This is a genomic window from Mumia sp. ZJ430, assembly GCF_011751845.1.
Classification (GTDB): domain Bacteria; phylum Actinomycetota; class Actinomycetes; order Propionibacteriales; family Nocardioidaceae; genus Mumia.
This window is the reverse complement of record NZ_JAAHFK010000004.1, coordinates 333,446-350,858: the sequence shown is the minus strand read 5'-3', so window position 1 is coordinate 350,858 and position 17,413 is coordinate 333,446. Positions and strand designations below refer to the sequence as shown.

Genomic DNA, 17,413 nt, shown 5'->3' with positions numbered 1-17,413 from the left:
TGCCGACTTCGGGGGGAAGGAGCGCGCAGGTCCGCCTGCCACGGGGCCGTCACGGCACGCACCGCAGCCGGGGAGGGGGCGGCTACTCGCGGGTATTAGGGCGCGGTGGAAGGATGGACGTCGGACGGCCGGGGACCTACCGGTACCCGCCGAACGCCGCTGCTGCGCACACCCGGTGCAGCCGCGATCTGTGCGAGATCAGCGCACTTGTACGAGAGAAGGAAACGAAGTGGCCCAGTCACCCGAGCGGCCCCCCGTCATCCACGAGGGTCTCCCGTCTCAGCTCCCCGACATCGACCCGGACGAGACCACCGAATGGCTCGACTCGTTCGACGAGATGGTCGACGAACGCGGCCGTGGACGGGCCCGATACGTGATGCTTCGCCTGCTGGAGCGGGCTCGCGAGAAGCAGGTTGGCGTCCCCGCGCTGACGAGCACCGACTACATCAACTCGATCCCGCCCGAGCGTGAGCCGTGGTTCCCCGGGGACGAGGACGTCGAGCGGCGCATCCGCGCCTACATCCGCTGGAACGCCGCCGCCATGGTGTCGCGCGCGAACCGCCCCGGCCTCGGTGTCGGCGGCCACATCGCGACGTACCAGTCGGCCGCGAGCCTGTACGAGGTGGGCTTCAACCACTTCTTCCGCGGCAAGGACCACCCCGGCGGCGGCGACCAGGTGTTCATCCAGGGACACGCCTCCCCCGGCATCTACGCCCGCGCCTACCTCGAGGGCCGGCTCACCGCCGAGCAGCTCGACCGCTTCCGCCAGGAGGTCAGCCACGGCCCGGGCAACGGACTGTCGTCGTACCCCCACCCGCGGCTCATGCCGGACTTCTGGGAGTTCCCGACCGTCTCCATGGGGCTGGCCGCGCTCAACTCGATCTATCAGGCGCGCTTCAACCGCTACCTCCAGAACCGCGGCATCAAGGACACCAGCGAGCAGCGCGTCTGGGCGTTCCTCGGCGACGGCGAGATGGGCGAGCCCGAGTCGCTCGGCGCGATCGGCCTGGCCGCGCGCGAGGAGCTCGACAACCTCACGTTCGTCATCAACTGCAACCTGCAGCAGCTCGACGGCCCGGTGCGGGGCAACGGCAAGATCATCCAGGAGCTGGAGTCGACGTTCCGCGGCGCCGGCTGGAACGTCATCAAGGTGATCTGGGGACGCGAGTGGGACGAGCTTCTCGCCCGCGACGTCGACGGGGTCCTCGTCAACCAGATGAACCGCACGCCCGACGGCCAGTACCAGACGTACTCGATCGAGGACGGCTCGTACACGCGCGACCACTTCTTCGGCGCCGACCCGCGCCTGCTCAAGATGGTCGAGCACCTGACGGACGACCAGATCTCCAAGCTGCCGCGCGGCGGTCACGACTACCGCAAGGTCTACTCGGCGTTCGAGGCCGCGATGAACCACACCGGCCAGCCGACGGTGATCCTGGCCCAGACCATCAAGGGCTGGACGATCGACGCACTGGAGGGCCGCAACGCGACCCACCAGATGAAGAAGCTCACCAAGGCCGACCTCAAGCGCTTCCGTGACCGGCTCTACCTGCCGATCAGCGACGCCGAGATCGACGAGGCCGAGATCGCGCCGTTCTACCACCCCGGCGAGGACTCCGACGAGATCCAGTACATGCGCGAGCGCCGCCGCCAGCTCGGCGGGTCGCTGCCCAAGCGTGTGGTCCGCTCGACGCCGCTCGAGCTGCCCGGCGACGACATGTACGCCGAGCTGCGCGGCGGCTCCGGCAACCAGGCGATCGCGACGACGATGGCGTTCGTCCGCCTGCTGCGCAACCTCATGCGCGACAAGAAGATCGGCTCGCGGATCGTGCCCATCGCGCCGGACGAGTTCCGGACGTTCGGCATGGACTCGATGTTCCCCACGGCGAAGGTCTACAACCCGCACGGTCAGTCGTACGAGTCCGTCGACCGGAAGATCCTCCTCGCCTACAAGGAGTCGACCGCCGGTCAGCTCCTCCACGAGGGCATCAGCGAGGCAGGCGCGGTCGCCTCGATGACCGCTGCGGGCTCGGCGTACGCGACCCACGGCGAGCCGATGATCCCGGTCTACATCTTCTACTCGATGTTCGGCTTCCAGCGCACCGGCGACTCCCTGTGGGCGATGGCCGACCAGATGTCCAAGGGCTTCCTCGTCGGCGCGACCGCCGGTCGTACGACCCTGACCGGTGAGGGCCTGCAGCACGCCGACGGCCACTCGCCGCTGCTGGCGCGCACCAACCCCGCCGCGATCCACTACGACCCGGCGTTCGGCTTCGAGATCAGCCGCATCGTCCAGGACGGCATGCGGCGGATGTACGGCAGCACTGAGGAGAACCCGCACGGCGAGGACGTGTTCTACTACCTCACCGTCTACAACGAGCCCGTCGTCCAGCCCGCCGAGCCGGAGGACCTCGACGTGGAGGCGCTGCTCAAGGGCATGTACCGCTATCGCGAGGCTCCGCAGCGCGAGGGCGACGCCCCCCGGGCGCAGATCCTCGCGTCGGGCGTCGCGGTCCCGTGGGCGCTCGAGGCGCAGCAGATCCTCGCCGACGAGTACGGCGTCCGCGCCGACGTGTGGTCGGTGACGTCGTGGAACGAGCTCGCACGTGAGGCCGACGCCGCTGAGCGTGCCTCGTTCAACGCGCCGGGCGAGGAGCCCGTCCAGCCGTACGTGACGCGCGCGCTCGCCGGCACGCACGGCCCGGTGCTGGCGGTGACCGACTACATGCGCGCGGTGCCCGACCAGATCTCGCGGTGGGTCCCGCACGCCTGGACGTCGCTCGGTGCGGACGGCTTCGGATTCGCCGACACACGGGCCGCAGCACGCCGCTTCTTCCAGATCGACAGCGCGTCGATCGTCGTGGGTGTGCTCGAGGCCCTCGCCGCTCAGGGCGAGGTGAAGCCGGAGACGGCCGCCGAGGCGTACGCGCGGTTCCAGCTCGACGACCCCACCGCAGTCGCAGGAGTGCCCCAGGAAGGCGCTGACGCCTGACGACGGCACGTCACGAGGGGTGAGCGCACGGTGGACTGAAGGGTCACCGGGCGTTCACCCCTCGTCCTCTAGAATGTCGTCATGGATCCCCGTGACGACACGACGTTCGATGCTGCCACGAGCGGGTCCGTGAGTGCTCCGGCACCCGCGACGGCCACGGTGGAGCAGGAGGCGTCGAAGGCCGAACGACGGACCCCGACGTGGCTGCGCGTCCTGCGCTGGCCCTACACCTTCCTCGTGGCGTTCTCGATCGTCGTCGGCGTCTTCACGATCTGGGCGTCCTACTACCTCGATCTCCCGATGCGCGACCCCGAGGGTTTCCTCGGTCCCGCGTACGTCCGTCTTCCGGCGCTCGGGTTCCTCTTCATCGGTGGCGGGCTCGCCGTGCAGGCGTTCCTCCAGAAGCGCACCTTCCGCGGCCTGTGGTCGCGCGCCGTCACGATCGTGCGCACGGAGTGGAGCTGGTCGCGCCTCGTCCACGCCGCGCTCGGTCTCATCGCCTTCTACGTCTCGTACGTGAGCTACCGCAACCTCAAGAGCTTCCTGCCGATCGTGCGCGACGAGGTGCTGTACGACGCCGACCTGATGCAGCTCGACCGGTGGCTGTTCTTCGGCCACTACCCCGCGCTGGTCCTGCACGCCGTGCTCGGGACCGGCTTCATCGCGCTGATCCTGTCGACGATCTACGTCTCGTACCTCATGCTCACGCCGGTGTCGCTGGCGGCGTTGCTCGTCCTCAACAAGGATCTCTCGCTCGGCGCCTGGTACGCGACGGCGCTGAGCCTCAACTGGATCCTCGGCGTCGCGAGCTACTACCTGATCCCGACGCTGGGGCCGATCTTCGCCAACCAGTCCTTGTTCTCCGACCTGCCCGGCGACAGTGGCGTGGCAGCGCTGCAACAGTCGCTGGCACACGCCCGCTACGACGTGCTGAGCAGCCCGTGGGACACCGAGAAGATCCACGGCATCGCCGGCTTCGCCTCGCTCCACGTCTCCGTGGTCCTCACCGCCTGCCTCTTCTTCCAGATCATCGGCCTCAACAAGTGGCTCCTGCGGACGCTGTGGGTCTACTTCACCGGCACCGTCCTCGCGACGATCTACTTCGGCTGGCACTACGTGCTCGACGACATCGGCGGCGTCATCATCGCCGTCCTCTCGATCGCGATCGGTGCCGCGGTGACGGGCAACTGGGGCTACCGCAAGAAGCGCAAGGCCGCCGAGGCGGCCAAGGCGGACGCCGCCTCCAGCGTGGCCTGACCTGGGTCAGCCCGCGTCGGCCGTGAGGTCGACGACAGCGGCCGCTGCCTCGACCGAGTCGGCACCCTCGGCGCGGGCGCCGCTGCGAAGGATCGCTCGCCAGCGCTGAGGGCGGTAGGTCGCCGCAGGCTGCTCGTCGACGAACGCGGTCAGCACGTCGACGAAGAGATCAGGCTCGTCCTTGTGCGGGAAGTGGCCGCTGTCGGGGAAGAGCCGGACCACCGTGTGCGGTCCGCGGCGCTGCGCGACGAGCGCGTGGCGGGCTGGGATCACCGCGTCCTTCTCGCCCCACACGAGGCATAGCGGGATCACCTCGGCGAGGTAGGCGCGATCGGTCATCGTGATCCGTTGCCCCCGCCAGTCGACGACATGGCTGGTCGCTGCGCGGACCGCGGCACGGTTGCCCGGGTCGCACAGCGCGGAGTAGACGCCGGCCACCTCGTCGAGGTCGCGGGTGTACGGGAGCCCCGAGCGCGACAGAGCGCGCAGCCCCGCACGGACGGGACCGCGCAGCGGTGGCACGGTGAGCGCTCTGAGGCCGAGACCTGCACCGGGGACCGTGAGCAGGCGGATCAGCGGCGTCACGTCCGCTCCGAGGCCGCCGGGGGCGACGAGGCAGATGCGCTCGGTGCGCTCGGGGTACTGGTAGGCGAACTGCATCGCCACACCACCCCCGAAGCTGTGCCCGACGATGGTGACCCGCTCGATCTCGAGGTACGCGAGGAGGTCGCGCATTGCGTTGGCGTAACCGCCGAGCGAGTAGTCGCCGCGAGGCTTGTCGGACTCGCCGTGCCCAAGGAAGTCCGGGGCGATCACCCGGAACCGGTCCGCGAGGCGCCCCATCACGGGGAGCCACGTCGTCGAGTCGCACCCGAGGCCGTGCAGCAGGAGGAGCGCGGGCCCCTGCCCCGCCATCCGGTACGCCCGCCGGTGGCCGTGGAGCGAGACGAACCGCGTCCGGAGGGGGCCGGACTCGTCGGGCTCGCTCATCCGTCGCCGCTCCTCGTTCGTAGAAATTCGGCTCAGGATATCGGCTGGATGGCCCTGCTGCACCTACCCTGTTGCGTGTGAGCGAGGCGACGCACGAGCGGTACGCGCAGGTGTTGGACAAGGCCTCTGGCGATCTCACGACCGCGGCGATCGCGACGATGGAGCGCGATCTCGACTGGTTCCACGAGCTCGATGCCGAGCACCGGTCGTGGATCTCGCTGATCGCGCACGCAGGGATCGCGCAGTGCGCGGAGTGGATGCGTACGGGCGCTGCGCCGGTGGACGTCACGGCCACGGTCTTCGGCGCTGCCCCCCGCGGCCTCACGCGCCACGTCACCTTGCACCAGACGGTCGCGATGGTGCGCACGACGATCGAGGTAATCGAGCAGCACGCGACCCACCTCTTCGGCCCTGAGGACGTGGACGACGTGCGCCGAGAGCTGTCCTCGTACGCGCGGGAGGTCGCGTTCGCGACCGCCGACGTCTATGCGCGCGCGGCGGAGTCGCGTGGCCAGTGGGACGCCCGGATGGAGGCGCTCGTCGTGGACGCCGTCGTACGGGGCGAGCCCGAGGAGGTCATCCGCTCACGTGCCGCGGCCCTCGGCTGGGAGACGGACGGCACTGTCGTGGTGCTCGTCGGTGCTGCGCCACCGGCGCCGACGTCCGGCGAAGGCGGCGTCGTGGACGACGTGCGACGGCGCGCACGCGCCGCTGAGCTGTCCACACTGACCTCCGTACAGCTCGAGCGTCTCGTCGTGCTGCTCGGCGGCGTCAGCGACCTCCACGCCGCGGGCGCGGCGGTCGTCGACGCGTTCGGGTCGGGTGCGGTGGTCATCGGCCCGGGCGTCGACCACATCGCCCAGGCGCACCGGTCGGCACGTGCGGCGCTCGCGGGCCTACGCGCGGCGACGGGGTGGGTGGCCGCCCCACGGCCCGTCCTCGCCGACGACCTGTTGGTCGAACGCTCTCTCGCCGGCGACGGGCACGCGCGGCGCGCTCTGGTCGACGGGGTCCACACGCGGCTGAGCGAGTCCGATCCGACGCTTCACACGACGCTCTCGACCTTCTTGGAGACGGGAGCCTCGGTCGAGGCGGCGGCCCGACGGTTGTTCGTCCATCCGAACACGGTGCGCTATCGGTTGAGGAAGGTGCGCGAGGTGACGGGGCTCGAGCCGCTCGACCCACGCGGCGCCTACACGCTGCGCGTAGGACTGACCTTGGGCGGGCTCCTGATGTCGCCCGGGGAGCAGCGACGTCCGCCGTTGTAGGAACCCCACAACCGACCGTGAGTATTTTGTGCCAAGTCCCCTTCGTGATTCCGGGGCCGTCACAGGCAGTCTTGGTGACGTGCTCGTGATTCGTCGTCGTGACCACGGTTGAGGATCTACTCCCCCGCCACTAGGCCGGGGTTCCGACCTACGCGGCTCGGAGCGGACCCAATCCGAGGTTTCGTCGGAGGAGTGCGCGGCGGCCGCACAGCGGCCTCAACGGGGGCCGGCACCGCCAGGCGGTGACGGGCTGCGCAACGAGCACGGCCTCGCAGGGGCGTTCGGGGGTCGCCCTTGCGACGCCGCCGGCCGCGTCCAGGTGGACGCGGCCGGCGGCGCATGGTCGGCCTTTGTACCGTCTCTCGTCCACCTGAGGACTTCCCCATGCACACGCCAGCGTCGTCCGTCGTCGAGGAGCTCACCGCGATCGTCGACCAGATCGCACCCGGCCGAGCGCCCGGCGTGCTGAGCCTGTCGTCGTCGTTCGTCGACGATCTCCGGATGGGCCCGTTGTCGCTCGGCGCGCTCTCCCTCGGGATCGAGGAGCGCTTCGACGTCCGCGTTCCCGTGGCCGCGTTGTCGGGGACGGTGGGGGATGTGGTGGCTCACGTCGAGCGAGAGCTCGCATCGGGCTGAGAGCGAGAGCTCGCATCGGGCTGACCCACGCCCCCTGTGTCCGGGCTTCGGTCGTTTGTCATGATGGAGGCCGATCAGCGAGGAGGGGCACCTTGATGGATCTGAGCAGCGACTCCGCCGACGGAGCGCGCAACCGCCTCGTGCTCAAGATCGTGCTCGGTCTCGTGGGCGCCGGGATCGCGATGGGACTGATCTTCGGGTTCGCCGGGGCATCGGCGATCCGCGCACTCGGCTTCAAGGCTGAGCCGACTCCCTCGGCCCCGGCCGCGAGCGAGGAGACGGACGAGCCGGAGGAACCGACGGAGACCACGCCCGCCCCGACGACACCACCGCCGACGACGTCCTCGCCGAAGCCGAAGGATCCCCGGTTCGAGGCATCGAGCGACGCGGTCGGTCCGGGTGAGCGCATCGAGTTCACCGGCCGCGCCCCCGAGCTGGGTGCCGGGTCGACGCTGCAGGTCCAGCGCCGTGAGGGTCAGGACGGCGAGTGGGGAGACTTCCCCGTCACCGCAACGACCCGCAAGGGCGGGACGTTCTCAACGTGGATCGTGACGAGCCGGACGGGCTCGTGGGAGTTCCGTGTCGTCGGTGACGGCTTCACCTCGCCGAGCGCGCGCGTCGAGATCGGCTGACGCCGACCGTCTCATCCGACCTGGTGGAGCCACCGTACGGGCGCGCCGTCGCCGGCGTGGCGGAACGCCTCGAGCTCGTCGTCCCAAGGCCGGCCGAGGAGCGTGTCGAGCTCGGCTTCGAGGTCGACCTCGCCGGCTGCGGCACGGGCCATCGCGGCCTTGATCCGCTCCTCGTGCACCATCACGTCGCCATGGCTGCCGATGACCGCGTGGAACACCCCGAGCGACGGCGTCGAGGAGTAGCGAGCACCCTCGGTCTGGGCTGTCGGCTCCTCGGTCGACTCGAAGCGCAGGCGCTCCCATCCGCGCAGTGCGGAGGTCAGGGTCGCGGCAGTGCCCGCCGGGCCCTGCCAGGAGAGCTCGCAGCGATAGGCGCCCGGCTCAGCGGGCTGCGGAGACCACTGCAGTGCCGCGGGCGCGCCAAATACGCCGGCGACGGCCCACTCGACGTGCGGGCAGAGCGCCGACGGTGCTGAGTGGACGTACAGGACGCCCAGGGTGGCGTTGCTCATCAGTGCCTCCTGGTTCGAGATCCGCCTTCCCCAACGTCCTCGGACCGAAGCACTGCGCCCTATTGTGCCGCATCCTGGGGTTCGGCACCACGGTCGCCTGTGTACGGGGCTGTCGTGGCAGGATGAACGGGAGCGACGGTGCCCGCCTTCTCGGGGGCTCAGATGCTCACGACGAGACGCCCGTACGACGGGAGGGACGTGCATGAAGGTCGCCATCGCGGGGGGCCACGGCAAGATCGCGCTGCTGCTGACCCGCAAACTCGCCGACGCCGGTCACGAGGTCGTCGGCCTCATCAGGAAGCCCGAGCACGCCGACGATGTCACGGCCGCGGGCGGCTCGCCCGTGCTCGTCGACCTTGAGAGCGCGAGCGCGACCCAGGTCGCCGACGCGCTCGGCGGCGCCGATGCCGCCGTCTTCGCCGCCGGCGCAGGGTCGGGATCGGGCGTGGAGCGCAAGTGGACGGTCGACCGCGACGGGGCCGTCCTCCTGGCCGCGGCGGCGCAGCTCGTCGGGGCGTACCGGTTCGTCGTGGTCTCGTCCATGGGCGCGGGCCAGGGCGACGCGAGCTCCGACGACGTGTTCCAGGTCTATCTCGCAGCCAAGGGCGAGGCCGACGACGCGGTGCGGGCGAGTGCGCTCGACTGGACGATCGTGCGCCCGGGCGGCCTCACGGACGATCCGGGGACAGGGAGGGTCACGGTCGGCGACTCCGTCGGGCGCGGCTCGATCCCCCGCGCCGACGTCGCGGAGGTGATCGCCGTGGCTCTCGAGACACCGTCGACCGTACGAACGACCTTCGAGGTGGTGGGCGGCGACGTGCCGGTCGCCGAGGCGCTGGCATCGCTGTCGCCGGGGCCGCTCGCCGGTTGACCGGCAGGCTCAGGCGCGGATCGTCGCGAGCGCCGAGACGACGTACTCGCGAGGTCGCGACTTTCCGGTGAATGCGGCCTTCACCCCGCCCTCGTCGTCGCCGGCGGTGATGACCGTGACGTCGTGGCTCACGGAGAGGATCTCGTTCGCGGACTCCTGGGACGCGAGGTCCTGAAGCCGCTGCGCCACCTCGGCCATCGCCGTCGCGATGCTCGACGAGGGTGACGACACGGCGTACAGGAGCGAGGACCCCGCCCGCTCGAACGGGTCCTGCGGCATCGTCATCCTGGTTCCTCCCGACGGGCGTGGTGGGGCGGGTGGGGCTCGAACCCACGACCTGACGGATTATGAGTCCGCTGCTCTGACCAGCTGAGCTACCGCCCCTCGCGGAGCACAGCCTAGTGGCCGGCGCCCAGGCAGGCGGCAGGGCGGCCGCATCCGACCTACGATCGCAAGATGACCGACGAGCAGCGCGGAAGTCCCGCAGCCCTCCAGCCGCTCGACGAGGACTGGGAGACCGCCCTCGCCGTCGTGGCTCATCCCGACGACATGGAGTTCGGAGCCGCTGCAGCCGTCGCCCGGTGGACGGCACAGGGCAAGCGCGTCATCTACTGCATGGTGACCAGCGGCGAGGCCGGTATCGATGGGATGGAGCCCGAGGTCACCCGCACGGTGCGGACGGCCGAGCAGATCGAGTCCGCGCGGATCGTCGGTGTCGACACCGTGGAGTTCCTCGGGCTGCCCGACGGGATCGTCGAGTACGGGGTCCCGCTGCGCCGGGTGATCGCCCGGCAGGTGCGGGTGCACCGACCCGACATCGTCATCACGGGCAACTTCCACCCAACCTTCCCGAACGGGTTCCTCAACCAGGCCGACCACATCGCCGTCGGCCGGGCGACCGTCGACGCGGTCCGCGACGCCGGCAACCGGTGGGTCTTCCACGAGGCGGGTGTCGAGCCCTGGGGCGGCGTTCGCGCCGTCTGGGTCGCGGGCTCCCCCGACGCCCGGCACGGCGTCGACATCTCCGCCACCTTCGACGCGGGCGTGGCGTCGCTGCGTGCCCACAAGGCGTACCTCGACGGGCTCGGGTGGGTCGACTTCGACCCGGCCGCGTTCCTCGGGTCGATGGCCGAGCCGGCGGGCACCGCGATGGGCGTGCGTTATGCGACGTCGTTCGAAGTCCTCCCGCTGGCCCTCCCGGAGGACTGAGGCACTCGCAGAGGGGCACCAGCAGATGCAAAACGGTCCGGCCTGCGGATCTCTCCGCTGGCCGGACCGTTTCTCTTGCTCCCCCGACTGGACTCGAACCAGTAACCTGCCGGTTAACAGCCGGCTGCTCTGCCAATTGAGCTACAGGGGAATGCTCTCGAGCGACCGCTAGCCTAGCAAGCGTCGTCCCTGGACCCCAAACCGGGGTCCCGTCTCATGGGCGCTCCTCCTCGGCGCCGCCGAGGCCCGCATCGCCGCGCAGGCCGAGGTCGTCCTGGACGGACGCGAGTGCCCGAGCGGTCGCCTCCCTGACGTGTGGATCGTCGGACGAGAGGCCTTGGTCGAGCACGTACGAGAAGGTCAGCGGCCCGCGACGCGTCGGTGAGCGCCGGGCAACGACGGTCACCGTGTCACGGGCCCCCTCCACTGTCTCGCGCGCACTCGCGACGATGCTCGCGTCCACCCGCTCGCGTGCGAGCTCGACGAGCCGACCAGGCCCGTCGAATGCCACGACCTCGCGGTGGATCGCGTCGCTGCCGCCCCACTGGACGGTCACGGTGGATGCCTCGGCATCCCACGACAGCGACTCCACCTGCTCCCAGGGCACGCGCAGGTGGTCGGTATCGGCCGCGAGGTGGAGGGCGGCATCGGTGCCCACGTGCCAGTGCTCGGCCACGTCCTGCTGCGCCGCGAGGACCCGCTCGGAGTGCTCGGCTTCGATCGCTCGCCGGATCTGCTTCGGAATCTTGCGCGCCGTCGCCATGCAGCCATCTTGGTCCATCACGGCGCCACCATCGCGACCGCCGGGTGGTCTCTGAGGGTCTGGAGCGCTCGCTGCTCCTGAGCGCGCACGACGTCGAGACCGCAGTCGAGCTCGAGCGCGACCGCGCGGAGGGAACGCGCTCCCCCGCCGTCGATCCCGAAGCGACGCTCCACGACCTCGCGCTCGACCTCGGGAAGCACCGCGAGCGCCTCCCTGACGGCCCAGCACACCCGGGGGTCGACGGCCTCGCCGCGAGCTGCGACCACGTCGCTCTCGAGCGCGTCGAGGGACACGGGCACGGTGTCGGCAGCGAGCAGCCTCTCGACCCGGTCCTCGGGGATCCCGACCCGCTCGGCGACCGCCCCCGCCGACGGCGCACGGCCGGACTCGCGGTGCAGCGTCTCGGCGACCTCCCGGCACGCGACCACCTGGAGCTCGGCCTTGGGAGGGAGCCGCACCACGCGCCGGGACCCCGCCGCATCGGCGATGTGTCGTTTCACCCACGGCGCGGCGTAGGTCGAGAAGCGGAACCCCCGAGAGGGGTCGAACCCCTCGACCGCCCGGATCAGACCGACGACCCCCTCCTGGACCAGGTCGGCGAACGGCACGCCGCACTCGTCGAGCCGCCGCGCGAACGAGACCACGAGGCGGACGTTGGCGAGGACAAGGTGGGTGCGTGCCCGTGCTCCCTGCGCGACGACCTCCGCCAGGGCCTCCCGCGCGCCGTCCGCGACCTCAGCGGACAGCAGACGCTCACGGGCCGCGCGCCCCGCGGCGTACGTCTCGGCGAGCGCCACCTCCTCTTGTGCGCTCAGCAACGGGACGGCGGTGAGTGCGTGGGCGTACGCGGACGGCGAGGGCGCGGTGGACAGGGGCGAGAAGGTCGGGCCGAGTGAGGTCATGGCGCCAGTCTGGGCAGTGGCACGACCCCTTCGGGGCCCCGCACGACGGCATCTGTGGACACCGCGGCACCTGCTGGAACCGGGGACGAACCGAGCAACCGAGAGGACCGCCGACTCAGAGCAGCGAGCCGCCGATGGCCTTCTCGCGGAGCTGGCGGCGTTGCTGCTCGAGTGCCACGAGGTCGCCGAACATGCGGTTGTACTCGGTGGCGGACTCGAGCGGGTTCGTCCGCTGGAGCTTGGACTTCACCGACGCGATGTGGCGCAGCACTGTGAGCTCCTGCACACGCGCGACGAGCGCGTCGACGAGCACGGTGTCAGGTGCGCCGGTGGCGCGCAGCGGATCGAGCGACAGGTGTGCGAGCACCCGCTGCACGTCTGTGTCGTCGACGTGACCGCGGACGCGAGCCGCCCACGACTCGTCGGGCTTCGACGGGAAGCCCTCCGTGGCGGCGGCCGCCCAGACGGCGATCGCGTGCGGGTGCGTGAAGTCGTCGGTGTCGAGCCCGTCGGCGTGGGGCGTGATGAGGTGGGGGTGCTGGACGACCACCTTCAGAAGCTCGCGCTCGTCGGCGAAACGGGGCTCCCCGAAGCTCGGCACCGGCGCGCGCACGGGGCGCTCCTCGCCGGCAGGCTCCGTGGGCGCCGAGTGAGCGGACGGGGCGGCCGCCCCGTTCGTCCGGGTCGACGTCCGGGCGTTCGTCCGAGGCGCGGGGCGTTTCTTGGCGTCCCCGAGCTCACGGCGCACCTCGTCGATCTCGATGCCGACCGTCGACGCGATCTCGCGGACGAACTGCTCGACCTTGCCTCGGTCGCGCACGGAGGAGACGAGAGCGACCGACGCACGCAGCGCGTCGACCCGCTGGTCGGCATGGTCGAGGTCGTAGCGTGCGACGACGTTGCGCAGCACGAAGCGGTACAGCGGGATCCGGGAGGCCACCAGCTCGCGCACGGCCGCGTCTCCCTGCTGCAGACGCAGGTCACAGGGGTCGAGACCGTCACCCTGCACCGCGACGTAGGTCTGGGCGACGAACTGCTCGTCACCATCGAACGCCCTCATCGCGGCCTTCTGGCCGGCCTCGTCGCCGTCGAAGGTGAAGATCACCTCGCCGCGCATCGCCTCGTGGTCGAGGAGCAGCCGCCGCAGGATCCGGCCGTGCTCGTCGCCGAACGCCGTCCCGCAGGTCGCGACCGCAGTGCCGACGCCCGCCTCATGGCATGCCATCACGTCGGTGTAGCCCTCGACGATGACCGCCTGGCTGGACTGCGAGATGGCCTTGCGGGCCAGGTCGACGCCATACAGGACCTGGCTCTTCTTGTAGAGCGGGGTCTCGGGGGTGTTGAGGTACTTCGCCTCGATGCGGTCGTCGTCGAACAACCGCCGCGCACCGAACCCGACGACATCACCCGACGCGTCGCGGATCGGCCAGATCAGCCGCCCGCGGAAGCGGTCGTACGCGCCTCGGCTGTTGCGCGCCACCAGCCCGGCAGTGACGAGGTCCTCCTCGTCGAAGCCGCGATCGCGCAGGTTGCGCAGGAGCGCCTCACCGTCGCGCGGGGCGAACCCGACACCGAAGCGCTCGGCCGTCTCCCGCCCGAAGCCGCGGTCGGCGAGGAACTGGCGCCCGGTGAGCGAGCCCTTGCCGCTCGCGAGCTGCTCGACGAAGAACTCCGCAGCCGCGGCGTTGGCCTTGACCAGCCGTCCACGCTGTGCGAAGTCGCGCTGCGGGCCAACCGGGCCGTCGACGTAGGTCAGTGTGATGCCGTACTTCGCCGCTAGCCGCTCGACCGCCTCGCTGAAGCCGATCTGGTCGATCTTCTGGAGGAACGTGAAGACATCCCCGCCCTCGCCGCAGCCGAAGCAGTAGTACATCCCGCGCGACGGGGTGACGTTGAACGACGGCGACTTCTCGTCGTGGAACGGGCAGAGCCCCTTGCGCGAGCCGCCACCGGCGTTGCGGAGCGTGACGTACTGCTCGACCACCTCGTCGATCCGCGCGCGTTCGCGCACTGCTGCGATGTCGTCCTCGCGGATCCGGCCTGCCACGCAGGTGAGTCTACGGTGCGGGCGGAAGGCCGTTACCTCCGTGCACCGTCCGGCGTCAGAGCAGGCGCCGTCCCCAGGCACGCGCGGAGTCGTCGGTGAGCGACGCGATCTGGTCGACGACCACCCGTAGCCGCGCTGGTTCTGAGTCGGCCTCGGCGAAATCGGCGGCGAACGGCGCGTCGAGGACCTCCGGCCCCTTGCCTGCCACCACCTCGACCAGCCCGCGCACCAGCTCGCGCTGCTCGGCGAGGAGGGTGACACGCGCGTCGGCACGCATCACGTAGTACGCCGCGACCGCCTTGAGGACCGCGATCTCGGTCCGGGTGTCGTCAGGGACGACCAGGTCAGCGGTGTAACGGACGAACGGGCGCTCGCCGAAGGCCTCACGCGTGGCGTCGCGCGCGGCTGCGACGAACCGGCCCACCAGCGCGCTCGTGAGCCCCTTGAGCGCCCCCAGCGAGCGCCGGCTGCCGTCGTACGGGCCGTGCGGCCAGAACGGCATCGAGGTCAACCTCGCGTACGCCGCATCCAGGGCGCCGTCGGTGGCGTCCGCGGCGTACCACTCGCGCACGGTCGCCCAGATCACCTCGCGGTCGTACGGGATGCGGGCGAGCTCGATGGTGCCGGAGACGACCGCGTCCTCGACGTCGTGGACGCAGTACGCGATGTCGTCGGCGAGGTCCATCACCTGCGCCTCGACGCACTGCCGTCGGCCGGGGGCGCCGTCGCGGACCCAGGAGAACACGGGCAGGTCGTCGTCGTACACGCCGAACTTGCGGATCACCCGGGGAGAGCCGTCACCATGGGCGCCCTCGGGGACCGGGGCGGCGTCCCGCGTCCACGGGTATTTCGTGCAGGCGTCGAGGGTGGCGCGGGTCAGGTTGAGCCCGACGCTGTGCCCGTCGACGTCGAAGGTCTTGGCCTCCAGGCGTGTGAGGATGCGCAGCGTCTGGGCGTTGCCCTCGAAGCCGCCGCACGACGCCGCGACGTCGTCGAGCGCCGTCTCGCCGTTGTGCCCGAACGGCGGGTGGCCGAGGTCGTGGGCGAGCGCCGCGGAGTCGACCACGTCCGGATCGCACCCCAACGAGCGACCGAGCTCGCGGGCGACCTGCGCAACCTCGAGCGAGTGGGTGAGGCGGTTGCGCACGAAGTCGTCCGTGCCTGGACCGACGACCTGCGTCTTGGCCGCGAGACGACGCAGCGCCGCCGAGTGGACGATGCGGGCGCGGTCGCGCTCGAACGGCGTCCGCTCGGCACGTTTGGGCGGCTCCGCGACGAGGCGCTCACGTGCCGACGCGTCGTACGGCTGGTCTGCGAGGTCGGGTGCGGTCACGAGCAGGAGCCTAGTCAACCCCCGCCATCGGTTGCGGCATATACGATATAACCCTAACCTTCGAAACGCCGTTCCAGCCGTAATCTCGGGAACGTCGGTCGGTGCCGTGCCACATCCATCACGCACCAGGAGAACCGTTGAGAAACTCGCCCAACCGGCGCACCGCGCGCCTGCTCGCCGCCCTCGCCGCCTCTGCCGGAGCCGTCGCAGCCCTCCTCGTCACCGCTGCGCCGCCAGCCTCGGCAGCCACCGCCTGCTCGGACTACTCGTCCAGCTCGAGCACCTGCGTCAGCTCCCCGATCACCATCGCTGGCACGTCGTACGATGCCGACTGGTATCTGCCGAACGGCACCGCCAGCGCGCTCATGCTCGTCGAGCACGGCTTCAGCCGCAGCTGCGACAACCTGCGCGGCACCAGCAAGGCCATCGCACAGAAGGGCGTGATGGTCGTCTGCCTCGACGAGGACATGACTGCTGGCAACCCCGCACTCGCGACGATCTTCGGCAACGCACTCGCCGACCGGACCGTCGTCCCGCCGAACAGCAAGCCCCTCCCGGTCAAGTACATCGTGGGCGGCCACTCCGCCGGCGGGCAGTTCGCCGCCCTCGTCGGACAGCAGCTGACCACCCGCGGCTACCCGAACCTCAAGGGCGCCATCATGTTCGACCCGGTCGCGGCCGAGGGCTTCACCGCCGCGGTCGAGGCTGTCTCCGCCAACGGTGCACGCCCGGTCCTGAGCATCGCCGCTCGCCCGAGCGTCATCAACCTCTTCAACAACTCGTACGGAGCGCTCACGGGGCTCGACAACCCCTTCGTGGGCATCCAGCTCGTCTGGTCCAAGTACGTCCTGGGCATCCCCACCGGTGGCAGCTGTCACATCGACAGCGAGGGTGAGGACACCGACGCCATCGGCATCGCTGGCGCCCTCTGCAACCCGAACTCCACGCAGACCGCCCGCCTGCGGGACTTCGCCTCCACGTGGGCGAAGGATCTCGCGACCGGCACCTACACCGCGTCGCACTACTGCACCAATGCCGACGCGATCTCCACCTGCGGCTCGGTCGTCAAGGACCTCGTCGACCGCACGTTCCCCGTGGCCGCACCGATCCGATGAGCTGACGTGAGCCCTGCTGCCAGCCTCACCACCGCCCGTTGCGAGGGCGAGGCTGGCAGCGGGGACACGTGAACGACGAGCGGTTCATAAAGGCGTCACGGCGGATCGGCGTCCCGCAGCGCGAGCACGGCTCCCCCGCCTGCCCGTACACCTCGAGGGAGCGCGAGAAGTAGCCGCTCTCCCCGTTCACCGCGACATAGAGCGCATCGAACGACGTCCCGCCCTGAGCGAGCGCCTCGACCATCACCTCGCGGGCACCGGCAAGCAGACGGTGGACCTCCGGCCGCCGCATCGTGTCGGTCGCGCGCGCATAGTGCAGGCGGGCCCGCCACAGCGCCTCGTCCGCGTAGATGTTGCCGACACCGGAGATCAGCGTCTGGTCGAGGAGCGCGCGCTTGATGCCCGTACGACGACGGCGCAGACGCTCGATGAGCTCCAGATCGTCGAACTCCGGGTCGAGCGGGTCGCGCGCGATGTGCGCGATCTCCGGCGGGAGCGTCGCTCCGTCCTCGCTGAGCGACAGCCCGCCGAACATCCGCTGGTCGACGAAGCGGAGCTGCATCCCGTCCTCGAGACCGAAGACCACTCGCAGGTGACGCTCCGCTGGCGCCTGCGGAGGCTGGACGAGGAACTGACCGCTCATCCCCAGGTGGGCGAGGACGGCGTCGCCGGAGTCCAGCGGCAGCCAGAGGTACTTGCCGCGACGCGACGCACCGGCGAACCGCTCCCCGGTGAGCCGCAGCGCGAAGTCCGCAGGCCCGGGGAGGTGGCGGCGTACGGGGCGCGGGTGCAGCACCTCGACACGATCGATCCGCCGCCCGGCGACGTGGTCGGCGAGACCACGGCGGACGACCTCGACCTCAGGCAGCTCAGGCACGGGCGCCGC

At 70.6% G+C, this 17,413-nt stretch carries 16 protein-coding genes and 2 tRNA genes; 8 read left to right on the top strand and 10 right to left on the bottom strand.

Features of this window, described 5'->3' with window-relative positions; genetic code table 11:
• Window positions 1–229 precede the first annotated feature (229 nt).
• Window positions 230–2,992 (top strand): pyruvate dehydrogenase (acetyl-transferring), homodimeric type, encoded by a 2,763-nt coding sequence (aceE, locus tag HCT63_RS17915; RefSeq protein ID WP_167008062.1) that lies wholly within the window; start codon window positions 230–232, stop codon window positions 2,990–2,992.
• A gap of 81 nt (window positions 2,993–3,073) precedes the next feature.
• Window positions 3,074–4,249 carry a phosphatase PAP2 family protein gene (locus HCT63_RS17910; protein ID WP_167008059.1) on the top strand — a complete coding sequence of 392 codons (1,176 nt, stop codon included), beginning with the start codon at window positions 3,074–3,076 and terminating at the stop codon, window positions 4,247–4,249.
• A 6-nt stretch (window positions 4,250–4,255) separates the two neighbouring features.
• Here HCT63_RS17910 and HCT63_RS17905 read toward each other — a convergent pair whose 3' ends face one another.
• Window positions 4,256–5,239: an alpha/beta fold hydrolase gene (locus HCT63_RS17905; RefSeq protein ID WP_167008056.1), complete on the bottom strand. Its 984-nt coding sequence runs from the start codon at window positions 5,237–5,239 to the stop codon at window positions 4,256–4,258.
• 77 nt (window positions 5,240–5,316) lie between these two features.
• On the opposite strand from HCT63_RS17905, the gene HCT63_RS17900 reads away from it, so the two are divergent.
• From HCT63_RS17900 to HCT63_RS17890, 3 genes are all read left to right on the top strand, one after another.
• The gene (locus HCT63_RS17900; protein ID WP_243843102.1) at window positions 5,317–6,507 is read left to right on the top strand and encodes a helix-turn-helix domain-containing protein; all 1,191 of its coding nucleotides are present in this window, start codon (window positions 5,317–5,319) and stop codon (window positions 6,505–6,507) included.
• A 384-nt stretch (window positions 6,508–6,891) separates the two neighbouring features.
• Window positions 6,892–7,143, top strand: coding sequence for a hypothetical protein (locus HCT63_RS17895; RefSeq protein ID WP_167008053.1), 252 nt, complete (start codon window positions 6,892–6,894; stop codon window positions 7,141–7,143).
• A 95-nt stretch (window positions 7,144–7,238) separates the two neighbouring features.
• Window positions 7,239–7,775 (top strand): hypothetical protein, encoded by a 537-nt coding sequence (locus HCT63_RS17890; RefSeq protein WP_167008050.1) that lies wholly within the window; start codon window positions 7,239–7,241, stop codon window positions 7,773–7,775.
• A gap of 11 nt (window positions 7,776–7,786) precedes the next feature.
• Here HCT63_RS17890 and HCT63_RS17885 read toward each other — a convergent pair whose 3' ends face one another.
• Window positions 7,787–8,287: a DUF3145 domain-containing protein gene (locus HCT63_RS17885; RefSeq protein WP_167008047.1), complete on the bottom strand. Its 501-nt coding sequence runs from the start codon at window positions 8,285–8,287 to the stop codon at window positions 7,787–7,789.
• A 202-nt stretch (window positions 8,288–8,489) separates the two neighbouring features.
• On the opposite strand from HCT63_RS17885, the gene HCT63_RS17880 reads away from it, so the two are divergent.
• A complete protein-coding gene (locus HCT63_RS17880; RefSeq protein ID WP_167008045.1) occupies window positions 8,490–9,158 on the top strand; it encodes an NAD(P)H-binding protein in 669 nt (222 codons plus the stop codon).
• Window positions 9,159–9,167: 9 nt separating this feature from the next.
• On the opposite strand, the gene HCT63_RS17875 is transcribed toward HCT63_RS17880, so the two are convergent.
• Together HCT63_RS17875 and HCT63_RS17870 are read right to left on the bottom strand one after the other, a co-directional pair.
• On the bottom strand, window positions 9,168–9,443 hold the full coding sequence (locus tag HCT63_RS17875) for a hypothetical protein (RefSeq protein WP_167008042.1): 276 nt from the start codon (window positions 9,441–9,443) through the stop codon (window positions 9,168–9,170).
• A 21-nt stretch (window positions 9,444–9,464) separates the two neighbouring features.
• A tRNA-Ile gene (locus HCT63_RS17870) sits at window positions 9,465–9,542 on the bottom strand.
• A 72-nt stretch (window positions 9,543–9,614) separates the two neighbouring features.
• Here HCT63_RS17870 and HCT63_RS17865 point away from each other — a divergent pair.
• Window positions 9,615–10,367 carry a PIG-L deacetylase family protein gene (locus HCT63_RS17865; RefSeq protein ID WP_167008039.1) on the top strand — a complete coding sequence of 251 codons (753 nt, stop codon included), beginning with the start codon at window positions 9,615–9,617 and terminating at the stop codon, window positions 10,365–10,367.
• Between the two features lie 78 nt (window positions 10,368–10,445).
• Here the strand turns inward: HCT63_RS17865 and HCT63_RS17860 are convergent.
• The 5 genes from HCT63_RS17860 to HCT63_RS17840 all read right to left on the bottom strand — a co-directional run bounded on the left by HCT63_RS17860 (window position 10,446) and on the right by HCT63_RS17840 (window position 15,412).
• Window positions 10,446–10,518: transfer RNA gene (locus HCT63_RS17860), tRNA-Asn, on the bottom strand.
• Window positions 10,519–10,581: 63 nt separating this feature from the next.
• Window positions 10,582–11,130, bottom strand: a complete 549-nt coding sequence (locus tag HCT63_RS17855; protein WP_167008037.1) for a hypothetical protein — start codon at window positions 11,128–11,130, stop codon at window positions 10,582–10,584.
• A gap of 17 nt (window positions 11,131–11,147) precedes the next feature.
• Entirely contained in the window at window positions 11,148–12,032 is an 885-nt protein-coding gene (locus HCT63_RS17850; protein ID WP_167008034.1) for a sigma-70 family RNA polymerase sigma factor, read from the bottom strand.
• Window positions 12,033–12,147: 115 nt separating this feature from the next.
• Window positions 12,148–14,079: a DNA primase gene (gene dnaG, locus HCT63_RS17845; protein WP_167008031.1), complete on the bottom strand. Its 1,932-nt coding sequence runs from the start codon at window positions 14,077–14,079 to the stop codon at window positions 12,148–12,150.
• 55 nt (window positions 14,080–14,134) lie between these two features.
• Window positions 14,135–15,412 carry a deoxyguanosinetriphosphate triphosphohydrolase gene (locus tag HCT63_RS17840; protein WP_167008028.1) on the bottom strand — a complete coding sequence of 426 codons (1,278 nt, stop codon included), beginning with the start codon at window positions 15,410–15,412 and terminating at the stop codon, window positions 14,135–14,137.
• 137 nt (window positions 15,413–15,549) lie between these two features.
• Between HCT63_RS17840 and HCT63_RS17835 the strand changes: the two genes are divergently transcribed.
• A complete protein-coding gene (locus HCT63_RS17835) occupies window positions 15,550–16,527 on the top strand; it encodes a hypothetical protein (RefSeq protein WP_167008025.1) in 978 nt (325 codons plus the stop codon).
• A 25-nt stretch (window positions 16,528–16,552) separates the two neighbouring features.
• Here HCT63_RS17835 and mutM read toward each other — a convergent pair whose 3' ends face one another.
• Complete coding sequence (gene mutM, locus HCT63_RS17830) at window positions 16,553–17,404, bottom strand: bifunctional DNA-formamidopyrimidine glycosylase/DNA-(apurinic or apyrimidinic site) lyase (RefSeq protein WP_167008022.1); 852 nt, start codon at window positions 17,402–17,404, stop codon at window positions 16,553–16,555.
• Window positions 17,405–17,413: the final 9 nt, after the last annotated feature.

Excerpts from the sequence above, each read along its gene's own strand:
- HCT63_RS17910 (WP_167008059.1), top strand. The coding sequence starts at position 3,074 with ATGGATCCCCGTGACGACACGACGTTCGATGCTGCCACGAGCGGGTCC.
- HCT63_RS17905 (WP_167008056.1), bottom strand. The coding sequence starts at position 5,239 with ATGAGCGAGCCCGACGAGTCCGGCCCCCTCCGGACGCGGTTCGTCTCG.
- HCT63_RS17895 (WP_167008053.1), top strand. The coding sequence starts at position 6,892 with ATGCACACGCCAGCGTCGTCCGTCGTCGAGGAGCTCACCGCGATCGTC.
- HCT63_RS17890 (WP_167008050.1), top strand. The coding sequence starts at position 7,239 with ATGGATCTGAGCAGCGACTCCGCCGACGGAGCGCGCAACCGCCTCGTG.
- HCT63_RS17885 (WP_167008047.1), bottom strand. The coding sequence starts at position 8,287 with ATGAGCAACGCCACCCTGGGCGTCCTGTACGTCCACTCAGCACCGTCG.
- HCT63_RS17880 (WP_167008045.1), top strand. The coding sequence starts at position 8,490 with ATGAAGGTCGCCATCGCGGGGGGCCACGGCAAGATCGCGCTGCTGCTG.
- HCT63_RS17875 (WP_167008042.1), bottom strand. The coding sequence starts at position 9,443 with ATGACGATGCCGCAGGACCCGTTCGAGCGGGCGGGGTCCTCGCTCCTG.
- HCT63_RS17865 (WP_167008039.1), top strand. The coding sequence starts at position 9,615 with ATGACCGACGAGCAGCGCGGAAGTCCCGCAGCCCTCCAGCCGCTCGAC.
- HCT63_RS17855 (WP_167008037.1), bottom strand. The coding sequence starts at position 11,130 with ATGGCGACGGCGCGCAAGATTCCGAAGCAGATCCGGCGAGCGATCGAA.
- HCT63_RS17850 (WP_167008034.1), bottom strand. The coding sequence starts at position 12,032 with ATGACCTCACTCGGCCCGACCTTCTCGCCCCTGTCCACCGCGCCCTCG.